The 24,383-nt window shown below is 62.0% G+C and carries 14 protein-coding genes and 1 pseudogene; 2 read left to right on the top strand and 13 right to left on the bottom strand.

Features of this window, described 5'->3' with window-relative positions:
* Window positions 1–743 precede the first annotated feature (743 nt).
* A complete protein-coding gene (rpoD, locus tag M0D64_RS00005; RefSeq protein ID WP_175049914.1) occupies window positions 744–2,747 on the top strand; it encodes an RNA polymerase sigma factor RpoD in 2,004 nt (667 codons plus the stop codon).
* An 832-nt stretch (window positions 2,748–3,579) separates the two neighbouring features.
* Here the strand turns inward: rpoD and M0D64_RS00010 are convergent.
* The 12 genes from M0D64_RS00010 to M0D64_RS00065 form a co-directional block, all read right to left on the bottom strand.
* Window positions 3,580–4,602 (bottom strand): M48 family metallopeptidase, encoded by a 1,023-nt coding sequence (locus M0D64_RS00010; protein WP_266256208.1) that lies wholly within the window; start codon window positions 4,600–4,602, stop codon window positions 3,580–3,582.
* 19 nt (window positions 4,603–4,621) lie between these two features.
* Window positions 4,622–5,728 (bottom strand): YjgN family protein, encoded by a 1,107-nt coding sequence (locus M0D64_RS00015; RefSeq protein ID WP_266256209.1) that lies wholly within the window; start codon window positions 5,726–5,728, stop codon window positions 4,622–4,624.
* Window positions 5,729–5,875: 147 nt separating this feature from the next.
* Window positions 5,876–6,673, bottom strand: coding sequence for a YfaP family protein (locus M0D64_RS00020; protein WP_266256210.1), 798 nt, complete (start codon window positions 6,671–6,673; stop codon window positions 5,876–5,878).
* Between the two features lie 22 nt (window positions 6,674–6,695).
* Window positions 6,696–7,475 carry a YfaP family protein gene (locus M0D64_RS00025; RefSeq protein WP_054040212.1) on the bottom strand — a complete coding sequence of 260 codons (780 nt, stop codon included), beginning with the start codon at window positions 7,473–7,475 and terminating at the stop codon, window positions 6,696–6,698.
* Between the two features lie 203 nt (window positions 7,476–7,678).
* Window positions 7,679–9,307 carry a DUF2300 domain-containing protein gene (locus M0D64_RS00030; protein WP_266256211.1) on the bottom strand — a complete coding sequence of 543 codons (1,629 nt, stop codon included), beginning with the start codon at window positions 9,305–9,307 and terminating at the stop codon, window positions 7,679–7,681.
* Between the two features lie 299 nt (window positions 9,308–9,606).
* The gene (locus M0D64_RS00035) at window positions 9,607–14,400 is read right to left on the bottom strand and encodes an alpha-2-macroglobulin (protein ID WP_266256212.1); all 4,794 of its coding nucleotides are present in this window, start codon (window positions 14,398–14,400) and stop codon (window positions 9,607–9,609) included.
* Complete coding sequence (locus tag M0D64_RS00040; protein ID WP_266256477.1) at window positions 14,397–15,035, bottom strand: DUF1175 domain-containing protein; 639 nt, start codon at window positions 15,033–15,035, stop codon at window positions 14,397–14,399. Before M0D64_RS00040 ends, M0D64_RS00035 begins: the two co-directional genes overlap by 4 nt.
* Before the next feature lie 93 nt (window positions 15,036–15,128).
* Window positions 15,129–16,919 (bottom strand): DUF2138 domain-containing protein, encoded by a 1,791-nt coding sequence (locus M0D64_RS00045; protein WP_266256213.1) that lies wholly within the window; start codon window positions 16,917–16,919, stop codon window positions 15,129–15,131.
* 489 nt (window positions 16,920–17,408) lie between these two features.
* On the bottom strand, window positions 17,409–18,605 hold the full coding sequence (locus M0D64_RS00050; RefSeq protein ID WP_266256214.1) for a PLP-dependent aminotransferase family protein: 1,197 nt from the start codon (window positions 18,603–18,605) through the stop codon (window positions 17,409–17,411).
* Window positions 18,606–18,728: 123 nt separating this feature from the next.
* Window positions 18,729–19,901: an FAD-binding oxidoreductase gene (locus tag M0D64_RS00055; protein WP_266256215.1), complete on the bottom strand. Its 1,173-nt coding sequence runs from the start codon at window positions 19,899–19,901 to the stop codon at window positions 18,729–18,731.
* 156 nt (window positions 19,902–20,057) lie between these two features.
* Complete coding sequence (locus M0D64_RS00060; protein WP_200654023.1) at window positions 20,058–21,557, bottom strand: aldehyde dehydrogenase family protein; 1,500 nt, start codon at window positions 21,555–21,557, stop codon at window positions 20,058–20,060.
* Window positions 21,558–21,801: 244 nt separating this feature from the next.
* Window positions 21,802–22,704 carry an ImpA family type VI secretion system protein gene (locus M0D64_RS00065; protein WP_266256216.1) on the bottom strand — a complete coding sequence of 301 codons (903 nt, stop codon included), beginning with the start codon at window positions 22,702–22,704 and terminating at the stop codon, window positions 21,802–21,804.
* Here M0D64_RS00065 and M0D64_RS00070 point away from each other — a divergent pair.
* Window positions 22,647–23,231 (top strand): annotated as a pseudogene (locus M0D64_RS00070) (type VI secretion IcmF C-terminal domain-containing protein); the annotation flags it as partial. The gene M0D64_RS00065 and the pseudogene M0D64_RS00070 overlap by 58 nt on opposite strands.
* A gap of 114 nt (window positions 23,232–23,345) precedes the next feature.
* Here the strand turns inward: M0D64_RS00070 and M0D64_RS00075 are convergent.
* Window positions 23,346–24,188 (bottom strand): MaoC family dehydratase N-terminal domain-containing protein, encoded by an 843-nt coding sequence (locus M0D64_RS00075; RefSeq protein ID WP_266256217.1) that lies wholly within the window; start codon window positions 24,186–24,188, stop codon window positions 23,346–23,348.
* Window positions 24,189–24,383 lie beyond the last annotated feature (195 nt).

The following is a 24,383-nucleotide window of genomic DNA, read 5'->3' on the forward strand; positions in this document are numbered from 1 at the left end:
ATGATTAACCTGCCGGCGTGAATCCACCCCGACAGGAAAACCTTCCTTTAATACTCGTGTGAGACTTGATACTTTCGCTTCCGGCAGACCCCGAAGGATCCACCGCCGCGTCGCGCATCAAGCGCCCACACTTATCGGCTGTTAATTTTTAAAGATCGATTACGCACTCACTAACGGACCAGCGCCGTCGTCGTCAACATCACAACCACCCGGCACCGCTTCGTTCTGCGTCGCTGCATCAGCAGCAGAGAAACGAGATTATGAAGAACGACCGGCAGGTCGTCAACCCCCTTTTGTGAATTTTCTTTTGACCAAGTGCGATTTGACGCCGAAACATGCGCCCCACTATATGTAGCAAGATCGACGGAAAGTCATCCGGTCGTGCGGGAGTGGCCGACATAGCCTATAGTGAAGAGCCTGCATACGCGCACGACGAGCAGTTGAAGTGCTGCCTTCTGCCCCCACCTGAACTTACGGATGACAGGCGATGAAGGGACCCTGCGACAAGAGCGCATGACAAATTGGTGTGCTCATAATGCGCGCGAAGGCGCAAGCTCGTATATAATGCGAGCCGCGCGAATTTCGCACATTTCTATCGGCCCGCTTCGCGCGGGCTCATCTTTTTTGCTCCCCAGAGCACAGCCAAACAACCGCGTTGAGTCACTCAGGTGATGTTGAGCCATGCTCGAAACGCCTGACGGTAGCGTCTTGCGTCTCATAGCGAAGCCTCTAGAGGAGAATACGTGAACCCTTTTGATCGCGAAGATTCGCAACACGAAACTGCCGGATACACCGCCAAGGCGCCCGCTGGCCGTACGGCCAAGGGCAAAGGCGCAGGCAAAGCGATCCCCGTAGCGGCTGAACTGCCGCCGCAACAAGCTGAAGAACGCCAGCGCCAGATGCGTGCGCTGATCCAGCTGGGTAAGGAGCAAGGCTACCTGACCCACGCGCAGATCAACGACCACCTGCCCGACAACTTCGCGCAGACGGCGGCGATCGACAGCATCGTCAGCGCCTTCAACGACATGGGCGTGCAGGTCTACGAGCAGGCTCCGGATGCGGAAACCCTGCTGCTCAACTCGAACGCCCCCGCCGTAGTGTCGGACGATCAGGCCGACGAGGAAACCGAAGTCGCGTTGTCGACCGTCGATTCCGAGTTCGGCCGCACGACCGATCCCGTGCGCATGTACATGCGCGAAATGGGCGCAACTGAGCTGCTGACCCGCGCCGGCGAAATCGCGATTGCGAAGCGCATTGAAGACGGTCTTCACGAAATGGTGCAGGCGATTGCCGCTTGCCCGCTCGCGATCTCCGCCATTCTGGCCAGCGCCCAACAGGTCGCGGACGGCGAACTGCGTATCGACGAACTGGTCGACGGTCTGAATGAAGATACGGTTGCGGCGGAAGACGCCAGCGCGAGCGCGGACGCCGCAGCAGACGTTGACGCCGACGCGACCGACGATGACGACAGCGATAGCGAAGACGACGACGATGCCGGTCCGGCCGACTCCTCGGCAGCGGACGAAGCACGCCTGAAGCAACTCACCAGCGATTGCCTGGAAATCTTCGCGCAAGTCGGCATTCTGTCCGACCAGCAGAACGCCTCGCACACGCGCGGCGACGTCAGCTCGAAGGCTTACCTGCGCGCCCGCGAAGAGATTCAGCAGCACCTCGCCAAGATCCGCTTCACGGCACGCACCATCGACCGCCTGTGCGGCGACGTGCAGCACCAAGTCGCGCAAGTTCGTGCGATCGAACGCCGCATTCTGCAAATCGTCGTGACGAAGAGCGGCATGCCGCGCGAGCAGTTCATCGAATCGTTTTCGGGTCATGAAGCCGATCTGGGCTGGACCGAGCGTGCCGCGCGCGGCGCGTCGACGTTCGGCGCGGCGCTCGAGCGCCATCTGCCGGCAATCCAGTCGGAACAGCAGAAGCTGATCGACATCGAAGCAACCGTTTCGCTGCCGCTCAAGCATCTGAAAGAGATCAATCGTCAGATGGTCGCGGCCGAGTCGAAGATGCGCAAGGCCAAGAGCGAGATGATCGAGGCGAATCTGCGTCTCGTGATCTCGATCGCGAAGAAGTACGTCAACCGCGGCATGCTGTTCCTCGACCTGATCCAGGAAGGCAACATCGGTCTGATGAAGGCGGTGGACAAGTTCGAATACCGCCGCGGCTGGAAGTTTTCGACGTATGCAACGTGGTGGGTTCGTCAGGCCGTGACGCGCTCGCTCGCCGACCAGGCGCGCACGATTCGCGTGCCGGTGCACATGATCGAAACGATCAACAAACTCAACCGCATTTCGCGCGAGATCCTGCAGCAGACCGGTCAGGAAGCCCATCCGTCGGTGCTGGCAGAACGCATGGAACTGTCGGAAGAGAAGGTGCGCGGCATTCTGAAGATCGCCAAGCAGCCGGTGTCGATGGAAACGCCGGTCGGTGACGACGGCGACGCCACGCTCGGCGACATGATCGAAGATTCGGCAGCTTCCTCGCCGGCCGACGCAGCAATGCAGGCCGACTTGCGCGCCGCCATCGACGACGCGCTCGACTCACTGTCGCCGCGCGAAGCGAAGGTGCTGCGTATGCGTTACGGCATCAACACGAAGTCGGACCACACGCTCGAAGAAGTCGGCAAGCAGTTCGACGTCACGCGTGAGCGGATCCGTCAAATCGAAAGCAAGGCCATGCGTAAGCTGATGCATCCGAGCCGTGCAGATCGCCTGAAGTCGTTCCTCGACCGCTAAGCCAAGCCGGTCGTTGCGCTTGTCGTGCGTCATGCACGACAAGCGCATCTCCCTCTCCCATTTCAAGCAAGCAACGAGATGATCCCGCCAATGCGCCAATGGTGATTCCCGCGGCCAGCCAACGCCCAGCCGTGTAGAACGCATTACGCTCTTCATGAGGCTGATCCGGGCGTTCGAGACCCAGCGTACCGTACGCGAACAACTTGACCGCCGAGACGTCGGTTGTCGATGCGCCCTCTCCCGCTGAATCGCTTACCGCACCGTCCTGAACCGTATTGCCCTCTTGCGCCGCCGTCGCTGCGCCTTCGGCGGAGATATGGACGGCGTCGTCCTGCCCGGATGTATTTGACGCAACCGTCTGCGTGGCCGTGTCGTCCGTTGCGGACCGGCTCTTCGTCATCGCGCGATCCGATTCCGGCAGTGTCGACGACAGCGCACTGTCGATTTGCATGGCAACCTCCGTTTATTTCGCCCAACGCATGCGCCGCCTCCGGTTCGCTGTGGCAATGCAAACAGACCCATTACGCTCGCACACGGCGGTTCGACGCACGACCGCTTACAGGACCTATCGACGGCAGCAAGCCAATACTTGAGCGCCGGAAAGAAGCGGTAAGCTCCATCGGATGGCATTGCGCCATCACACGCCGATCACTCGAAGAGCCTGCCAGAAACGCATACGACGACTGCGCAACACGCGGTTCTACAGAACGGATTCCATAGTTCGATTTGTCCACAGAAACTGTTCAGAAGCCTGTGGATATCCTGAGCAAGAGTCACCCAACTCGTTGAGTACATTGGTTTTCACATCTACGCTTCCGACAGGTCGAACGGCTCACGGCTTCCCGCACATTGCGCGAACCGCTGCCCATTGCTGCGCCGTCAACGCACTTTCGCCGACTGGCGATCCCTGACTCCGCTTTTCCCGGTCGAGCGTACGCGGATGATCTGACAGAAATTCAATCGCACCGCTGGCACTGCCGCTACGCTTCTCGGTCAACGCAAAAAATGCTGCGAGCCCATCGCTGCGCAATCCACTCGCTTGCAGATAGGCAACGCCGTTCGCATCGGCGAGACGTTCCATGTCACGGCTATACGACAAACCCACTAATCGCCCCGCCAGCGAAGAAACGTCTGCGAAACCCAGATGGATACCCAAGGTTGTGCTGATCAGAGTGATACCGGCGCTGCGAAACAAAGCGGTCAACGGATCGCGCCGCGCGATATGTCCCGTCTCGTGCGCCATCACGCCGGCCAGTTGATCGGGATTGTCGACATGCTGGAACAGGCCGCGCATGACGATCATGCGTGCTCCAGGTAGCGTAAGTGCATTGACCGTCTTGCTGTCGATGACCACCACGCGTACCGGCTGCGCGATCCCCGCCGCGTGAGCGAGGCGCGCTTCGAGTTGTTCGAGCGCACGTTGTCCGTCGTCGCCTCGGCACACCCGATGCTTACCGACCACGACCGACTCCACCACCTCGCCAAGCCGGTTTTCCGCGCTGCGTGGCACAAGCGCCGCGCCAGCCGCAGGCAGTCGCACGACGAGTACGAACGCAAGCGCCAGTGCCGCCACGCCGATCGTGACCCAGCCCAGATAATGCCAACGCTGCCTGCGTGGCGCCGTCATCTGCACAGGTAGTGCAAAGGCATCGGTCAACACGCGGCCCGGTTCGCCCTTGCACGCCAACGCGACCCTGCCTTCCGGGTCGGGCTCGCTGACGATCAGCCGCGCACGCGGCCAAGCCGCCAGCTCGCCCTCAACACCGTCAATCGACAGAAACGCCTCGCTCCAGCGCAGCGTTGCCACGTGAGGCGCGGCGGTATGGCCATCGTAATAGCGTGTGCCGGTCGGCACTGAAGGCTCCACAACCGCGTCAGAACGCGCCGCCATGATCGAGCAGGTTCAGCATGCCTTCGCCCGTGCGCGGCGGCGGCTGATCGCTTTGACCGAGCGTCTGCGGGTCGAGTTGACCGGACACCTGCAGCGTATCGGCTGCGAAGCGCATCACACGATGCAGCACGATCGGGAAACCCAGACCCAGCGTAAAGACGATGATCGCCAGATTGCCCAGCATCATTCCGAGCAGACGCCCGGCGGTAATGCTGCTGCCGAAGCGCAGTTGCGTGCCAAGCGTCGTATTGCCCATGACATGGCGCGTCACCAACGCCAGATAGAAGCACTGGATCAGCAACGCACCGACGATGAACAGCACGTAGAACAGAAATATCGAGCCGAATGCGGCGAACGCGGCAGGATCATGGGCCTTCAGCGGTGCATGCCCGATGGGCAGCAACGCCATGATGCTCTTGAGGAAAACTGCCCCGAGCACGACGAACAGCGCGACGACGCCCAAAAACGTGCCGACGAACGCGCCATACAGCGCACGCGCGCGGCCTTCAAAATGAAACGGCAGGCTGCCGAAACTGCTCGCGTTGATGCGTCGCTCCGCAAGGCGCATGGACACCCACGGCACCATCTGTCCAAGCGTGACGATGCACAGCAGGCCATACAGCAATGCGTACGCGCCGTAGACCCACGACGAGCCGGTCATGCCTCCGCGAATCCCACACCATTGGGTGCGGCTCAAGCGGTAACGCTGCGCGCTGAAATACGCCCCTGCTGCGATCACCGCGATCACGATGTAGAGCACAATGATCGGCACGAGAGCCAGTGCAGCGCTCCCTGTGATGGCGCGCAGAATCGCGCTAAGAATGCCAGCACCGACAATCGCGCCAAAGATAATCGCAATCGCCAGTAGAAAACCTTTGAACAGTTCGCCGCCCGTTCCGGTGTACTCAAATCGCTCACCTTGAAAACGCATGCGCGACCAGATATATCGGCGGGTATTCGTGGTGGCCCAAAAACGATAAATGCCAAGCGTGATGATCTGCAGCAACAGATTCTTGATGAATATCCCGTACAGCTCTCCAACCTTGCCGTCGTAGCTCAACAGCGGCTGCTTCTGGTCGAGTGAGTTCATTTTTTCTTCCCCCGGCTGGCAAATATACGTTTTTGAGGCCCGCGTGCGCATAAGCGCATATGCACGTCGGGCGGGTGGTCTTTCCTTCGCAAAACTGACTACGACAGCGTGAAAATTTGAAATCTGGCCCGCAAGAGAGCAACTGTTTTACGGCATCACGAATGTTTTCACGAGCGTCAGCTCGCCCGGCTTACGCATCGGCACCCGAATGGTTTCGCTCTTCTCGTTCGGCGTGTTCTCGTTCGTGATGATCGTCACCTGCGCGACGGTCATATCGCTGCCGCTGTTCCCGTTACCGTAGTAATTCACATAGACCAGATACGTGCCCTTCAAGGGCGCCGCCGACGAGTAAATCTCCGGCCCGTAGCCGGTAGTCACATCCACGTCGAGTGCGCCGCCGTTCGGCGCAACGCGATCGCCATACCAGGTGTGCACCCCGTCCGGCGACACCACGTGCAAGTCCAGATCGGTGCCATCGGTGTCCCATGCGAGCACCACGCGCAACTTGGGTTGCGTCTTGCCGCTGTAGGCGTCGTAAAACTGCACGCGCTTGCGCGAGCCATCCGGCGCCCGCAGTTCCACGCTGTTGCTGCCGGACGGAAACGCGTAAGGCCGCGAAAACTTGCCGTCTTCCTCCACCCGCTGCGGCAACGGCGTGCCGTCGACCACCAGCGTGCCCACCGTGGTGCTTTTCTTCTTCGGCGTGTTGCGGATCTGCCCTTCGATCAACGCGAACTTCGACTGCCCTTCCGGTGTCGATACCGACACCGCCGGATAGTGCACGTCCTGCGTATAGCGCTCGCTGTCACCGCTGGTGTTGCGCCAGCCGTTCAACGGCGCGCCGAAGTCGATATCGCTCGCGTGCGCCACCGTCGCAGCCTGCAAACAGGCGACGACGAGCATCATCCAGCCAGCCTTCACCCACCCCGTCGTCTTGACCTTCATCGTCACTGCTCCCATCCCGCTGTCAGAGTCGCTCGCTTTTCACGAGCTGCAGGTCGCCGATCTTACGCAGCGGCACGACCATCGTTTCACGCCGCTCGTTCGGCGTGTTTTCATTGAACACCAGCGTCAACGTCGCGGTAATCACGTCGCGCTCGTGCGCGGCGGCGTCGAAGTTGTAGCCGGTCGAATCGAAGTTGCCCCAGTAGTTCAGAAAGAACAGCCACGTCCCGTGCTCGGGTGCCGCCGACGAAAATATTCCCGGCCCCGCACCGTCCACCGAATCGACATCGAATCCGCTGCCGTCTTCGAGCGTGGGATTGGCGAAGAACGCGTGCAGACCGTCCGGCGTAATCACGTGCAGATCCACCTGCGCTTTCGGATCGTCCCATGTGACGATCGCGCGCAGCTTCGCCTGCGGCTTGCTGCGGTCGGCTTCGTAAAACTGCATGCGCTGGCGCTGCTTGCCGTCGGCGGAAATCAACTCGATGCTGTTCGAGCCCGCGCCGAAAGCCCACGGGCGCGCGAAAGCGCCTTCGTCGTCGGTATAGAGCGGCGTTGGATTGCCGTTGACGACCAGTGTGGGCGGCTTGCGCGCGTGTTTGTCGATGTGCTTCAGGCGCCCCTCGATCAACGTGCGATAGCGTTGCGCGCCACGGTCGACCGGCGGCCGGGGATACGCCGCGACGAAGTGCTCGCCTTCGTTCGTCAGCCCGCTGTGACGCCAGCCGCCGAACGCGCCGGTGAGGTCGGCGAGCGCCCCGCCATTGCCGTCTGCGCCGGCGGCTTGGACATTCGTCGCCATACTCGCCGCCAGCACAGCCGAGGCCACAGCAATTGCCATGTTGACTCGAACACCGCGCGCAAGAGGTGCCAAGGTAACTGCCACGCGAACGCGAACTCGAACGCCCTGCATAAGACGCGTCAAGGCAACGGCCGCAGGAATTCGGACGCAGCGCATCACAGGAAGCGCACGGACCACGGCAGAAAGCGAGCGCGAGACGTCGTTCATTGGATCGGATTGTCGGTACGAATCAGCGTGCGCGCGGTACGTTCGACGAATTCTTCATCGAGACCACGCGGATGATGCTGGAACGCGAGGTGAATATATTCATGCGCCAGCGCGATACGGTCTTCTTCGGTCTGCAGGTGATACACGTACACGCGATTGCGCTGCGCATCCGCATACGGCCGACCTTCGCGCACCGCGCACACGGCCGGCAGATCGGGCGTCTCGTAGCCCGCCGCGCCGTCCATGCGCCGCGCCCACAACGGCGCGTTGCGCTGCAGCCATTGCTGCGCGCCGGCCACCTGGATGCAATCGCCGGACAACGGGCTCTCGAACGACGTCAAGGTCGCCTGCGGCCACGTGCGCGAGAGAATGGTGTCGAACGTGAGGCCGGTTTGCGCGGACGCTTTCGCGGCGAGCCAGCTCATCTGAGCGGGCGCGGCCTTGTCGTGGTGATACTGAACCGGCACGCCGGTGAGCACCAGCGCGTCGGTCAGATCCGCGGCACGACGCGCGGCGGCGGTCGGCACGCGCGGCAGGACACGCTGCGTGCTGCTGCTGTCATCGATACGGAAACAGCCGTGATCGTGGTTGCCATGCTGCACGACGTAGGAGCGCGCCGCCACCGCCAACGCCTTGGCTGCTTCCGGTTGGCTCGTGTCGCCCTCCCGCTCGACTACCCGCGCGACGTAGTCGTTCATACCGAAGCGGCCGACCACTTGCGGTGCGCCTGAAGCGTCGCGATCGAGGCGCAGTTCGCCTCGACTTTCCACACGTGCCCAGTTGCCGTTGACGAAGCCGATCCGAAACTCGCCACGCAATGGGCCGTCCGGTACCGCAGCCGGACCTTTGTCGCCGAGCACCTGGCGAATCGGATAGCGGCTGAAGAAGTCGACCAGCACGCACGCGTTGTCGTCCGGTACGGTGACTTGTGTGAGCAACGGCGCGATGCGCGGCGCGGCGGCCGCCAGCACGCGCGCACTGCCGCCGGCGCCACCGAGCCACACTGGCGTGCCATCAGCGAGCCAACCTGCTGCACCGCCGATCGAGGCGCCAGGCCGCGCCGGATCCGGCATCGTCCAGGTTTTGGCGCGCAGCAGGCTGCCGTATAGCGACACGGTGCCTTCGCCGCGGCCGCTGGTCAGCACCGACACCAGCGTGCTCGCCGCCGCTTCGCGCGGCTTGGCCGGCATCGCCTGCAAGGCCGCGAGCAAGTCTGTCACGGGCACGCGGTGCGTCGGCGTCATCGCGTGAAGGTCGCGCAGCCAGACGGGTGCATGCGCGGCAGTCCAATACTTGCGCCAATCGGCGGGATCGAGTTGCAGGCGTGCGGGCTCGAAAAAGCGTCCGCATGATTGCACCAGCGCATGTTCGCGGTCGATGTGACCGCCCGTCATGCAGCAATACACTTCTTCAGGATCGCCGCCGCTGCAAGTGTAATCCGGCGTAGCGATATTGCGATCGACCAGATAACCGTAGACGAACAGCTTCCACACGCTGCCGAGCGGCGTTTCCAGCGTCGCCGGCAACGGACTCGCCGACTGCGGCACGAGGCCGTCCGCGCCGCCGCCGGCGTTGAATTGCCAAAGCAGCGATTGACCGTCGCGCAACCAGGCGAAGCGCAGCATGTTTACCGGTGGTGCGGCTGACGGCGAGGTTGGCGATATGGTTGACGCCGATCCTGGCAATGAGCTTGGCGACGACGTTGACGGCACATTTAGCGATGAGCTCGTCGCCGACCTTGACGACGCGTTCGGCGCCGAGCTTGCCACCGCAGCTAGTGACGCAGTCGACAATGCCATCGCCGCAGTCGCTGCCACACCCGCGCCACTCAAAACACACCCCACTCCCACGGCGAGCGCAATCCGCAGCGTAGCTGCCAGACGATCGCGCGAGTGCCGAAGAGCGGAGAACATAGCGGTCTCGCTTACTGAATACGCAGAGTCGTCATGCGATCGCTCTTGCCGCCTTCGAACGCCTTGGCGTCCGGCTGATACATGCGGAAGTAGCGCGCAGGCGGCAACGCGAACGTGCCCGGCAATGCAAAGCGCACCAGTTGCCGCAGCCTCACTGGACGATCGAGCAAAGGCACCGGCTGGTGATAGGCCAGCTCGCCCATCTCATACGAAGCGGCACGCGCAAACGGCTGCGGACCGCTTACCCCTTCCTTCTCGCCCGGCAACCCGTCAATCGACACGCCCCAGCTTGTCGCCTCCACATCGCCGCCCGGCGACAGCGGCACGTCGAGCAGACCGTAGTGGTACGCATTGCCGGAGCGCGGTGTGAGCGTGACTTCGTCGACGTACAGCGCATTGCTGTCGATCGCATCGCCCTGCTTAACCAGGCGCGCAGTAAATGCCGAGCGACCCAGTTGGCTCTCGGCGCCACCCGCCTTCTTCGGATCGACCTTCACTTCGAGCGGCTCCAGCTTGTAGAAACGACGTTCGACGGTGATGTTCAGTCGGCTGTCCTCGCTCGTATGACTGCGGAACGAAACCAGCGCGTTCACGTCGGTGCGCGCGCCGCCTGCATCGAGCGTGGCCGGCAATGCAGCGCCGGTCCACTTCCACAGCGGCGTGCCAGTCGGGGTCGCAGCGCGCGTCCAACCCGCGCCTTGTAACGACGGCAGCGAAGCCGGCGCCGCGTCGCCACCGAGCGCTTTACGCACCCACAGCAACGTCAACGCACGATCGAGCGTCGGGTAGTCGGCGCTGCTCTTCGCGAGCAAGGCCGATGCATCGATCGCCGCGCCGCCGTCGCCACCTGTCATGTAAAGCAGGCTTTGCACGAGCGGTGCGGGATCGTTGGCCAATGCCGTGCGCGCAGCACTCGCCGCCGCATCGAAGCCGTCCGGCAGTTGAGCACTCGTGCTACGCGCCATGTTGGTGACCAGCAGCGTCGCCATCTGCTTGCCACGCGGCGAATCGGCTTGCGCGAACACGATGCTGTCCGACGCGCCATACGTGCCGTTGCGCGCCGGGGTCGAAGCATTGGCCGCGGCCGTTGCATCGCTTTGCAAGTCCGCCGCAACACCCGACACCGGCGTTGCGACCGGCAGGCCCATTTGTTGCATGAACCACAGCGCCAACGCGCGATGCAGCAGCGGCTCTTTCGCACCGGCATCGCGATAGACGTCCATCGCATGCTGCCAGTTGTCGGTGGGCAGCGTAATGCCGAGGCTGCGGCTCGCGAGCCAGTCCGCGTAATACGCGTAGGCGGTGATCAGCGAACTGCCACCGGTCGTATCGCCCCACCAGCCGAACGTGCCACCGACACCGGCCAGCATCGCCAGACGTTGGCGCTGATTACGCAGCAACGCTTCGAGCCCCTGCGTCGAACTGGCGTTATCGCCATGACCGATGGCGTCGTGCGCAAGCGCCAAAGGAATCAGGCGGCTCGACGTTTGTTCGGCGCATCCGTACGGATAGTTGATCAGATCGTCGGCGACACGTGCAAATTGGCTCGCGGCACTGCCGATGAAACGCACGCTGACGTCCTGCGCATCTTGCGGCAGATTGAGCGGCTTGCTCGAGCCGTCGAGCGCCACTGTGTTCTGATGCAGATCGAGCCAGCCGCTCGCATCGAGCCGGATGGTGGTCTGCAAGCGATCCACATCCTTACCCGCCCGACGCAAGCTCGCGTTGATCACACCCGCCTTCAACGCACCGGTCGGCAAACGCAGGTAGTTCGCGCCGCGCTTGAGCGTGACCTTCTGGTTCAACGAGAGACCGCCGCCGTCGACCACCCACTCGGCGTCCATATCCGCGTCGGTCTGATTGAAGGCGATCATGTCGATGGCCGGCTGATCGTTGACGCGGAAATGCGAAGGCCCACTCCACTTGAGATACAGCGCCTTGTCCGAACGCACATACGCGGTACGTTGTCCGACCATGCCGTCCGGCGCCGCCGCGCGCACGGTGACGCGCCAGCGGGCCAGCGAGTCCGGCATCTTGAAGGTCATGGTGGCGTGGCCATTCGCGTCGGTCTTCAGCGTACCTTCCCACGCGGCCGTGTCCTGATCGTCACGACGCGGCCGTTCGAGCACCTTCACACCGCGCTCGTTGTAGTTGGCGCGTTGCGGACCGCCCGGCGCGCCCTTCAACGGCGAGCGCGCAAGGTCGTACGTAATGAACGACAGGCTCGACGACGTCCGCACATTGTTGCGACGCGGATGATAGAAAAAGTCGACGATATTCGGTGCGATTTCCGGCTGCAGCACGTAGACCATTTCATCGACCACGCTGACCGTCAGATTCGCCGCTTCCGGCTTGCCGTTCAGCGTGCTGTCGAAGCTGAGCGTGACCGTATCGCCGGGACCATACACCGGCTTGTCGCTCTTCACGTTCAGTTCGATCTGCGGCTGCGCGACCACGATGCCCGCATTCTGGAACACGTATTCGCCGGCATGCACGTACAGCACCGAGAACGTCATGTTCGGCGCGAATGCTTCGCCGACCTTGATGCGCGCCTTCCATTGCGACGGCGCCACGCGTTGCAACTGCAGCCAGTCGCCGCCTGCTGTCAGCAATGCGCGATGTTCGACGTTGTCGCGCTCCAGCGTCAGAAGGGCATCGCCGACCGGCATCGGGAACGTGATCAGCGCTTCGGCGGTATCGCCGATCTTGTACCTGTCGCGATCGAACACGATCTCGACGCTGCCCGGAATCGCCTTCAGGCCATCGCCCGCCACCCAATGGCTCGCGGCGGCGAGCAGATTGCCGGTGTCGTCCTTGACCGACAGCATGTACGAACCCGGTTCGTCGAATTGCACAGGGAACGACAGCTTGCCGCCTGCCGTTGCGCCTTTGATTGCGCCTTCTCCGTGTGTCTGCGATTCAAGGCGCGTCCATTCCCACTTGGCCGGCGCACGCGAAGACGGATCGATCGTGCCGAGCGCCTGCAGATCGAAATTGACCGCTTCCTTCGGCTGCGAAAACGACTTGGCCGTTGACAAGCGATAAGGCGTCGCGCCGCGCGCGATCAGCACCTCACGTGTCACACGCACCTTGTAGGCCGCGCCGTCCTGCGCGAACAGAGTCAACGCATAACGGCTCGGTTCTTTTGCAGCGGGCAGCGTGAGACTCGCGTTGCCGTCGCTATCGGTCGTGAGTTCCTGCTGTTCCAGCTTGACCGGAAACAGCCCTGCGTAGCGGAGTTCACCATCGACGATCGTCACTTTCTGCGCGCGCAGCGTAACCGAAACCTTGCTGTCGCGGACCGGCTTGCCATCCGGATAGCGCAACTGGATCTTGCCCTTCAGTTGCTCGCCCGTCGCATAGTCGGTTTTATCCATCGACAGGTTGACGTCGAAATGCGGCTTCACATATTCGGCGACGCGAAATGCGCTGCCGTATACATCGCCGTTGTAATCGAAGCGCAGCGTATAGCCACCGGCGGTAGCATCGGCGGGCAACGTGAAGGACGCGTCCGCGCCCGTATCGGAAGCAAAATGCACCTTGCTGGTCGCCACCGGTGCGCCGTTCGGATCGAGCACGTCGAGCTTGATATCGGCTTCTGCAGGCGCGGTGGATTGCGTCGCGTTCTGGAACGTGCGGCCGATGAACTTCACATGCACTGCGTCGCCCGGCCGGTACATCGGACGATCGGTCACCGCGTAGATCTTGGTGTTGTAGATCTCGCTGTCGTAGTAGAAATTCTCCGAAACGAATACGCCGCCTTGCGGATCGGTGCCGAGCACGTAACTGCGCTCAGGGCTCACGTGTTGCAGCACCAGTGCGCCGTCGCTGCCGGTGGCGCCGCTTTGCAGCACACCTACGCCGTCGGTCCAGTTCACGTCGGTATTCGCCACCGGCTTGCCGTTATCGCGCCGGGTGGTCCACACCAGCATGCCACTCGATGCCGCTTTCACAACCGCAACCGTGTCCGATACGAACAGCAAGGTATGCGCGCGATAGTTGCCGATCACCGCCTCGACGATATACAGCCCCGGCGGCAGCTTGCCCACCGGAATCATCACGTTGCCCGAACTCGCTTCGATGAAGTTACTGCTGCTGCCTTCGAGATTCACACCCTTCGGCGGCTCGATCACCTTCGCGTCCCAGATCGGATAGCGAAAGCGCGCGACCATGTCATAGCCCTTCAGCGGCGCGAACTGCGAGTTCCGCTGGAATTGCGTCTGTTTGCCGGTCTGCTCGCCGAGCTTGAATTGTGGCTCGGCTTCGGTTGCCTTGCTTCGCGTCGCGAACGACAGCACACGTTGCCAGGCGCGGCGCGCTTCGGTGAACCAGCGGTCCCACAGATAGGCCAGCGTATTTGCCAGCCCTTCGCCCTGATAATTCGGCGCGACGTTCAGGCGATGCAGATTCTTCTGCGCCTTCAAAAAATCCGACGGCTTCGGCACGCGATACACGACGATGTCCGCACCGCCGTACGCTTGCAGCGCATCCTTGAACTCACGGCCGGGCGCTTCGAGACGCACCTGCGCCAACTGATCGCTGCCGAAGCTCGCATCCGAGAGCAGGAAGAACGGCTGGCCGTCGACCTTCTGCGACGCGAAGTTACTCGATGGCGTTGTTTGCAGCGTCGGGTTCGCGGCGATGTTGGTATCGGCGGCGCCGCTCGAGGCGGCGTCGTCGGCATAGGCCGTTGGTGCGATGGCGAGCGTCAGGGCCGCGAAGAGCGCGACCACGGTAAAGCCCGCGCGACGTTTCAGGTTGCCGAGCCAGGCGCGCGACGCAGTGACGGAGTTCATTCGGGTCATGGTGTGAGAAAGTCCAAACGAAACACGCCAACGAAATTCGGATTGCCGTCGAGCGGCTGCCAGCGGGAATCTTTCCATTGCATCAGGTCGGAGACGGCCACGGCGCGCAGACCGGTATCGGTCGGCGTAACGGTGCCTGTGTGATAAGCGATGTAGCGATCCAGCCAGATCATCAGATGCTGGTCGTCGCCCTGGTCGAAGAACAACAGGTCGCCAGGCAGCGCCTGGTTCACGTCCTTCGAAACAAAACGGCTATTGCGTTGAATCAGTGCGATCGCCGACGCATACGCGCCGGTGGAACCGTCGAGCCGCGTCCAGCGATTTGCGATTCCGCGTTGCGACGCGGACAACTGCAACTCGGGCGGCATGCTGCTGGTGTCCGCGAGACTGGTCATGCCGTTCGCGCGCAACCATTTGGTGTCGTGTGGCTTGAGCGTTTCGCCGACGGCAAAGCGCACGAGGCCTGCGCAATCGCGTTGCGTCCAGCGCGGCGTCGGACCGCGGCGCATTTGCTGGTCGACGATGCGCACGAACCACGCGCGAAATGCAGCGGATTGCTGCGGCGAGAGCGCGTCGGGGTCGGGCGACGCGGTTGTGCTGGTGAGCGCGTTCGCGTACGGCGCGAGGCTGGCCATGACGAGCGCTGACGCAGCGCGCGCGAGCCAGATGCGGCGTGACGTGCACGCACTCGTCGCGAATGCCACGTCGGGGACGTGAAGGCGGCGCACTTAGTCGCCCTCGGTGCCGGGCTGATCTGCAGGCGAGTCTGCTACTCCCGCGGTGGCGCCGGAATCCGCACCCGCCTTCGCGCGATCGAACCACCACTCCACCGGGACCCAACCCGTCGACCCCGGCAAGCTCTGCGGCAGCGTCAACGAAACCGGCGGGTAGTGTGCCAGCGCATGCAGCTTCGGCACGAGATGGGTGCGCGACGCATTGCGGAACACCGCTTCCTGATCCGCCGGCAACGCCGCGCCCGCTTCGCGTTCGATCAACGCAGCCGCGGACGAAGGTGTCAGCGTGAGAATCGTGCGTGGCAGACGCTGCGGCGCGAGCGTATCGGCCAGCGCCGGATAACGCTTGTCGAGCACGGCGAGCGTGTCGTCGACTAGACGTGAATCAGGGGAGAAAATTAGATAACCATGCGCCAGCGCGAGCGTCACCGGGAAATAGCGCTCCGCCGACAGTTGCGATGCAAACGACGCCTTGCTGGACAGCGCCGTACCGGAGAGCGCGCTGACCGGCCGTTGCCACACGGTAACGCCGACGCACTGGTCATGCTTCGTGACCGGCAAGCGACGATAGCCCGAATCGGCATCAGCGGATTTGGCGGCCTTCGCCTCATACGCGCCGATCACGTCGCCAAAGGTCTTGCCGAGCGCGGTCTGCAGCGCGGCGATGCTCGCCGCGTCCTGCGTCTTCACGCGAGCGACGAACACCGGCGCAACCAGCGTGGACTTCGCATACCAGCAGACGGCCGCGGGACCGGTGAGCTGATCGCCGATCGCAGCAGCGCCATCCGCGCCCACATCGGCCACCTTGCCCAACAAGCCCGACGCTTCTTTCCAGTCCGCCGGCAAGCTCGTGCATGCAGCCGGATTGGCCGGCAAGGCGCGCCACAAGTCGGCACTATTCCAGGCCTGCGGCAACTTGCCCGGCTCGATCAAAGCGGAAGTCTGCCAGTTCGCCGCAGCACTGCCGTTCGGCGAAAAATCGAATCGCAGCGCGTCGATACCGGAGAAAAACGCCTGATAACCAAACGACAAATAATTGGCCGACACCACCAGCCGGTGCCCCTTCGGCGCATCGCCCGGCGCGTCCAACTGATAAGCGCGCGCCGCATCGTCGCGGCCTGAAGAAAGCATCTCGGACACGGCGTCGGCCCGCTCGCCCAGCAAGCTGCCTTTCGCGTCGAGCAGCACGCCGGGGGCGGACATCACGACAAGCCGGTCGTCCTTCGTGGCGAACAGAATCGTGCGGCCAACTGCCAGCTTCAACGCGTAGACCGGTACGTCGCCGGAGAGTTTGGCGACCTGGCTCAACTGCGAATCGCTTGCGGCGACGTTGCCGAAGCTTTGCAGCAGCTTCGCCAGACCGTTGCGGTGCATCGACATCACCCAGTAACCGAGGCGGCCGTCCGGCGAGCGCCACAGCAGCACATGCGCGGGTTCGTCGAATACGCGGCGGATCAGTTCATCACGCCAGTCTAGTTGATGTTCGAACGCGAGACGACGCAGCGCGCCTTCCGTGGACAAGCGCGTGTCGTTCGATTCGTAATAGTCGACGAAGTCTTGAGTCAGCACGTCGTGCAACAGCGGCACACGCAAGATGTCGCGCGGCAAACGCGAAAGCGCTTCGCTGTCGATCACCGCATCCGGGTGATGAATATCGAGCACGATTTCGCTGGTCCCGGCGGCTTTGCGGTGCCCGAATGGACGCCACACCGCCTGAATGACGACGCCGGCCACGACCAGAAGACCGACTACCAGGATTGCAATCTTTTTTCGCGACATCTTCATCTGATTTTTTCTGGTTCGATGCGACGGTATTAACGTGGATGGCCGATGAATTAACTCACCGAAATCATTCGCCGAAGGCAGCGATGATAACCGATATTTTTAGTCCAAAACCAGCGGCACTCTCCATTTAACATTCAGCCATGTTTCAGGAGTTTGACGGAAATATTGAACGGGCGAAATTAAATCTTTAGAAAGCGGGCTCGTTTGAAGCAACGGCTTGAGTTAAAGGGCGGAGCAAGGCGGCGGAATACAAAGAAGGGGATGTCTACGCCCGCTGCCGGCTTGAACAGCGCATAGGAGAGCGTGCGAGCATAGTCAAGCCAGGCGCGGTCTTATGCTGCTTTACAGGATCGGGATGGTTATCCCAAATCTCCGTGATTTAGCACTTGCATAAAAAAACCCGGCTATGCACTACGTGCTCACCGGGTTATTTCAGGTATTGCCCTTACCGCTTTACCGCCAATACTATGTTAGCCGCGTTAGCCGTCATCAAAACAGTGCGAGCGCCTGCTTCATTCTCTGCACACCGGTTTCGATTTCGGCGACGCCGGGCGCTGCAAATGACAGACGCAGTGCCGTCAGATCAATATTGTCTTTATAGAACGCGACGCCCGGCACGAACATGACATTGCGCTCGATACAGGCGCACAGCGTATCGGACGCATTCTGTCCACCTTTCAATTGCGCCCACACGAACATGCCGCCGGCAGGACGATGAAACGCGATGGCGTCACCCAGATGCTCATCGAGCGCGTCGCACAGCGTGCGGCACTTCACGGCGTAGGCGTCGATGATCTTCGGCAGATGACGCTCCAGCGCTCCACTCGCGAGGTATTCTGCGGCGATCGCCTGAGTCCACGGTGAACTGCACAGGTCGACGGTCTGCTTGGCAACTACACAGCGGCGCAAAATTTCCGCGTGCGCGACCATCCAGCCGACCCGCAATCCCGGCGCGACGATCTTCGACAGACTCGAAAAATGCACGACCCAGTCCCGCGAACCGGGCACCTGATCGCTCAACGCGAGCAGCGACGGCAGCGCCGCGCCGCTGAAACGCAGATCGCCATAGGGATCGTCTTCGACGATCAGAAAATGGTGACGCGCCGCGAGCTTCAACAACGCCATGCGGCGTTCGAGCGACAAGGTCGCGCCAGTCGGATTGGCAAAGGTCGGGACGGTGTAGAGCAGCTTCGGTGGGCGAGCTAAAGTGCCCGCTTCGAGCAACGCGGCAAGCGCGGCGACATCGAGTCCGTCCTGATCGACCGGCACCGTCACCACGTCCACCTCCTGCAGCTTCAATGCCTGCAAGGTCGCCGGATAGGCAGGCTGTTCGACCAGCACCACGTCGCCCGGCGCGACCATCACGCGCAACAGCAGATCGAAGCCTTGCTGCGAACCCGTCGTGACGAGCAATTCCTGCGGCGTGCACGGCGTACCGCGCCGCGTCATCAAATGGGTGAGTTGTTCCTTGAGGACGGCGATGCCGTCAGTCGGGCCATATTGTAGACAGAGCGTGGGCTGCTGCGACGCACGCGCGGCGGCCGCATCCAAACCCTCGCGATCGAACAGATCGCTCGCCGGATAGCCGCCGGCAAACGAAATCATGCCGGGTTGCGCCAGATACTTGAACAGCTCGCGGATCGGCGAACCGGTCGGCGCTTCGAATGCAGGATTGAACTTGAACATGGTGACGGGCCGCTTATCTTATCGATGGAAGATTCGCGTCGATTGTGGCCATCGTCCGGGTGGGCGGCAAACGATATCTACGCACTACGTATTGCGTTTTCCGCATCACCTCGAACGCGCGAGCTAAACCACGTTCTTCTCGACGATCGGCCGGTTTTCGAGCACACGAGTGAAACTCAGCGAACCAAGATCAAGCGTCGTATAGCGGCCATGAAGGATCAATTCGCTGACACCGCGGCCGGTTGCCGGGCCCTGCTGCAAACCGTGCCCGCTAAAGCCATTGGCAAAAATGCAGTTATCGACGTCCGGGTGATAGCCGATGATTGCGTTCTGATCGAGCACGTTGTATTCGTAGTAGCCGGACCAGCAGTTCTGCACGCGCAGCGCCTCGAATTGCGGCACGCGGTGCGCGAGTGTCGGCCAGATCACGTCGTCGAATAGTGCGTGATCGACTTCGTCGAGCGGTAAATCGTCGGGATCGTTATCCGCTGACGGCGACGTACCGCAGATGAACGAGTTGCCCTCAGGCCGGAAATACACGCCGCTCGGATCGATCAGCAAAGGGCACTGTTCGAGCCGCGCGGGCGACGTGACGTTGAAAATGCTGCGGCGTCGGGCGAACACCGGAAGATCGATTCCAGCCATCTGCGCGATTTTGCGCGACCAGGCACCCGCAGCATTCACTACGAAATCGCAGGCGTAGACCTCGCCATCCGCGGTTCGCACTTGCGTGACATGCTTGCCGTCGCGATGCAGCGCGGTCACGTCGGCGGCAATGTAGCGCGCGCCGAGCGCCTGCGCTTTCTTGCGCAGCGCCTGCACGAGGCCGTAACCATCGAACCAGCCCTCACCGCTTTCGCCGAAAGCGCCGGCAACGAGGTCGTCGGTATTGAGCCAGGGAAAGCGCGCTTGCAACGCATCTTTATCGAGCAAACTGATATCGGCGCCAAGACGCTTTTGCAGCGCGTGATTCTCACGCAGCGTCGCCTCACCGGCGGGCGTGGCGAGAAACAGATAGCCGCCTTCGTGCAGATCGATCGAGGGCTTCGAGCCGTCGATTTCGAGCCGCTCGCCGATCGAGCGCAGAAACTCGATGCCAAATAGCGACATCTGAATGGAAAGCGGTGTAGAGAATTGCTGGCGAATGGATGCCGCCGATAACGCCGACGACGAACGCGCATACGTCGGATCGCGTTCGATCACCGTGACGCTGACCGACGGATCATTAAGCCGCAGAAAATACGCAATCGAGCTGCCGATCACCCCACCGCCGACGATCACAACTTTGGAACTCACGTCTTACTCCACGAGTAGCGTGGCCGCTCTGAAACGGCGGGCGGCGCAAACGAATTGCTGAAAGAAGTTGTGAACAGCGGCGCGTGGATGCGCCGCTGCTTTCTGCTGAATGCTCTACTGATCGACTGCTCTATCGCTGTATCGCTACTGGCCGGATCAGTCGATATTGAAGTCGATGCCCTGCGCGAGCGGCAACGCCGACGAGTAGTTGACCGTATTGGTCGCGCGGCGCATATAGGCCTTCCACGCATCCGAACCCGACTCACGACCGCCGCCGGTTTCCTTCTCGCCACCGAACGCGCCGCCGATTTCCGCACCGCTCGGTCCGATGTTCACGTTAGCGATACCGCAGTCGCTGCCCGAGTCGGACAGGAAACGTTCAGCTTCGCGCAGATCGGTCGTGAACACGCACGACGACAAACCGTGCACCGCCGCATTGTTTGCATCGACCGCATCTGCGAAATCCGAATAGCGCAGCACGTAAAGAATCGGGGCGAAGGTTTCTTTCAGCACCACTGCCGTTTGCGACGGCATTTCGACGATCGCCGGACGCACGTAGTAACCGCCTTCATGGCCCTTCACCTCGACGCGCTCGCCGCCGAACACCTTGCCACCTTCGGCCGTAGCCTGCTGCAGCGCTTCCTGCATGCGAGCGTACGATTGCTTGTCGATCAGCGGTCCCATCAGCGTGCCCTTTTCGAGCGGATTGCCGATCGGCACCTTGCTATACAACTGCTTCAGACGTTCGATGGTCTTGTCGTACACGCTCTCGTGCACGAACAGACGCCGCAGCGACGTGCAACGCTGCCCCGCCGTACCCACTGCCGAGAACAGAATGCCGCGCATCGCGAGTTCGTGATCTGCCGTTTGCGCGACGATGCCCGCGTTGTTGCCGCCGAGTTCGAGCAGCGAGCGGCCGAAGCGCTTCGCCACTTCAACGCCGACCGTGCGGCCCATTTCCGTACTGCCCGTCGCGCTGACGATCGATGCACGCGGGTCCGCCACCAGCTTCGCGCCGACATCGCGGCCACCGTTGATCAGTGCGGTCAGGCCGGCCGGCGCGTCGCCGAATTCCTTCAGCGCTTCGCTGAGAATCTGGTTGACGGCGAGCGCGGTCAACGGGGTTTTTTCCGACGGCTTCCAGATCACTGCGTTGCCGCACACCAGCGCCAGCGCCGCATTCCACGACCACACCGCAGCCGGGAAGTTGAACGCCGAAATGACGACGCACGTCCCCATGGGATGCCATGTTTCCGCCATACGATGGCCCGGGCGTTCCGAGGCGATCGTCAGACCGTACAACTGGCGCGACAGACCGACCGCGAAGTCGCAGATGTCGATCATTTCCTGCACTTCGCCCAAGCCTTCCTGCAGGATCTTGCCGGTTTCGAGCGTGATGATGCTGCCTAGTGCGTGCTTCTTTTCACGCAGACGGTTGCCGAGCAGGCGCACCAGTTCGCCGCGGCGCGGCGCCGGAACGTTGCGCCAGGCGGTGTACGCCTCTTTCGCATTGGCGAGGGCCGCGTCGACTTCCGCGACCGTATTGCTGGCCACACGGCCGATGAGTTCGCCGGTAATGGGCGAATGAACCGCGATGTCGCCGGCTTGCGCCGCGTGGGCGATGCCGAGGTCGGCGAGGATGGTGGAAGCGTCCATGAGAATCCCTTTAATTTCCGATGCGAAACAAGAGTAAGTTCGGAAACTATACACGCGGGATTTTGTGGCGGCAAGGGTATTTGCCCCGGGGTTGAGTGGCGGATCGGGCTGAATGGGCTTGTGAGCTTGGTGCGCCGTAGAGATGGCGTGGCTTCGGGCGGTGTCGTGGGCCACGGCTGCCGACACCCCGGCAGCGCGGTATGGCTTGTTCAGTCGTTTCTTATTGGAAATTCGCAAACGACCTTCACGCCTCGGAATCCCACTGCACGAGCAGCTCCGGCGGGATTGCCTGCACCACCTCGGCGTAGCGCTTGCCCACGAACTGCTCTGCGCGCCGTAGCAGCACCGGAATTGGGCTGCTGGGCTCGTGGGTTTCGAACCAATGCCGTGCCTCGCGCATTTTCTCCAGAGCCATCAGTCGATCAGTCGCGGACGTGCAGGCGCTCCGCATGGGCTGGCCCGGCTCGACTGCATGCGGCGTTGTCGCAACCTGTACGGTAGTTGTAACGTCGAGTGGCGCACCCATATCGGCGACCTGCGTTACACAAGCGGCTGCGTCTTCCAGAATGCCGTCGTGCGCGGCCAGGCCTTCAATTGGCCGCGCAAACAGCCGCAGCACGTTACCGAGCGTGGACAGATCCGGGGCAAATGAATGCAGATGCAGTTCGGACCATGTCTCGATGCCATCGAAACTCGCCAGCGCCTGATCGAATCCACTCAATACTGCGGGAGTCTGCGCGCGCAAATAATCCAGTTGCTGTCGCACCGAGTCCTGCGAAAGCGCGTCGGCCGGGCGTGGTCGGGCAAATGCGCGTTCCACGTCCCGGACCTGCAGGCGCGTAGCGGTCGATTTGACGAGGGATATTTCCCGCAGATCCGACAGCAGGCCATCGACGTCGGTTAGCGCCTGGAGTGCGTTCGATCGTATCTCTAACGCAGCATCGCGATCCGCATCCACCGCGAGTTGTGGATGGATCGTGTCGGGGTAGAGGTCGAGCCAGCTTGCCAGCAAAGACATGCCTTCCGCGAAACCAGCACTGCCAGCCAGCCTTGTCCGGCTCCGAGCGAACAGCACGGCGAGCCGGATAGCGTTACAAAACGCTTCCAGGCGCAACCGAGCCCGTGCAGGGGCCGAGTCTGGCGCCATTCGAGCGTGCGAAGGCCATCAGGGATGTGTTTTTCACAGACCCAGGACAGAAGAAACTAGCCTGGAAAGCCGATATCACCATCCCTGAACTCGACCCGACGATCACCGGACTCGTGCTCGATATCGACGGTCAGGGCGAGCAATACCAGCATGGCCCCGTCCGGCCGTTCTCCATAACGTGGCCCGGGCCACGTGGCGGTGCGCATGCGGAAGTTACAGCGAACCCGCGCATTCGTCCGGATACCTCAACGATTTCGACCGACGGCCCGTGGGCGCTGTTGCGTCTGCTAAGCAAAGGGACGCTGATCAATACGGCGACCCGTGGCCGCACACGCGTTGAGTTCGATTTCGACGGACGCAAGGCCGTGCTCGATATTGCGAGTGCGGGCAGTGTCGCCAATCCACTGACGGGCGATGTGCTGAGGGGATTTCAATGCCCCAGTTCCATGGCGATGTTCAGTTTGCCGGATAGCGGGCCGCCGGTGGGATTGCCGCCTGGGTTGCCGGTCACCCGGGCTGTGAATTGACATGGGAAATGACCGTCAAGGTTATCGAAGAACAGTTCATTGGTCTCATGATTGCCCCTCAAATCTCCTGAACCCATCCCGCCGCGTAGTTCGCGCAAACAACTCTCGCAGAGTTCAAGCAAGCGCGGCCGTAGCCCGCATAGTTAGATAACCTTCGTGGTCTTTGGCCCACAGGTCGACGGTCCTACCGTCGGCAGAAGGTTTGCCGCATACCGTGAAAGCCTGGCCAGCGAAGGTAGGCCGCAGCGCCTTGAACGCAAAGCTTTGCACCACCGCGTCCGGCTGTTCACGACGCACCAGATCAACCAGCAACGTCGCGATCAACGGCCCGTGTACGATCAGCCCGGGATAGCCTTCCACCTCGGTCACGTAAGGGTAGTCGTAATGGATGCGATGGCCGTTGAAGGTCAGCGCGGAGTAGCGGAACAACATCACGGCGTCCGCATCGATCGTACGGCTCCACGTTTCGCCCTCGGGGGCGAGCGCCGCCTGCGGTGGTCGGGCACCCTCTTGCGGCGCATCGCGATAGACAATGTCGTGCTCTTCTTCGAGCCTCAGCTCACCGTCGACCTCAATCGCGTGCTGCACCGTCACGAACACGAGACGGCCCGAGCGGCCGGTCTTGTCTTCGATATTGGCGATGGTCGAGGTACGTTTCGCATGCTCGCCGACTTTGAGCGGCGCATGAAACGTCAGGCGGCCACCGGCCCACATGCGGCGCGGCAACGGCACCGGTGGCAGAAAGCCACCACGCTTCGGATGACCGTCCGGACCGACCTCGGACAGCGGCGCGATCGGCAGAAAGTACAGCCAGTGCCAGAGAGGTGGCACGGTATCGCCACTTTCTTCCCGGTCCAGGGTGGCAGCCATTGCCGTCAGCGGAAACGCGGTGATGTCGTCTTCGGTCACCGCTTCCTTGTTGAGCCAGTCGTCGAGTTTCTCTAGGGAAGCAGACATGGGCAAAGTCTCCAAACACACTGATTGGACGAAATAGGTCTTACGATAAACCTTGCGGCAGGTTTCGCGAAGTTTGCATTTTCGAACCGGGCCTTCGCTTTTGCTTAAGACGCTCCGGACACCCACGCGGCGGATTGGAGCGGCTCGGTCATAACGATACGGGAATTGGAGAGCAAGAGTCGGAGTGCGTGGCCT

It is taken from the genome of Paraburkholderia sp. WS6, assembly GCF_030464835.1.
GTDB lineage: Bacteria > Pseudomonadota > Gammaproteobacteria > Burkholderiales > Burkholderiaceae > Paraburkholderia > Paraburkholderia madseniana.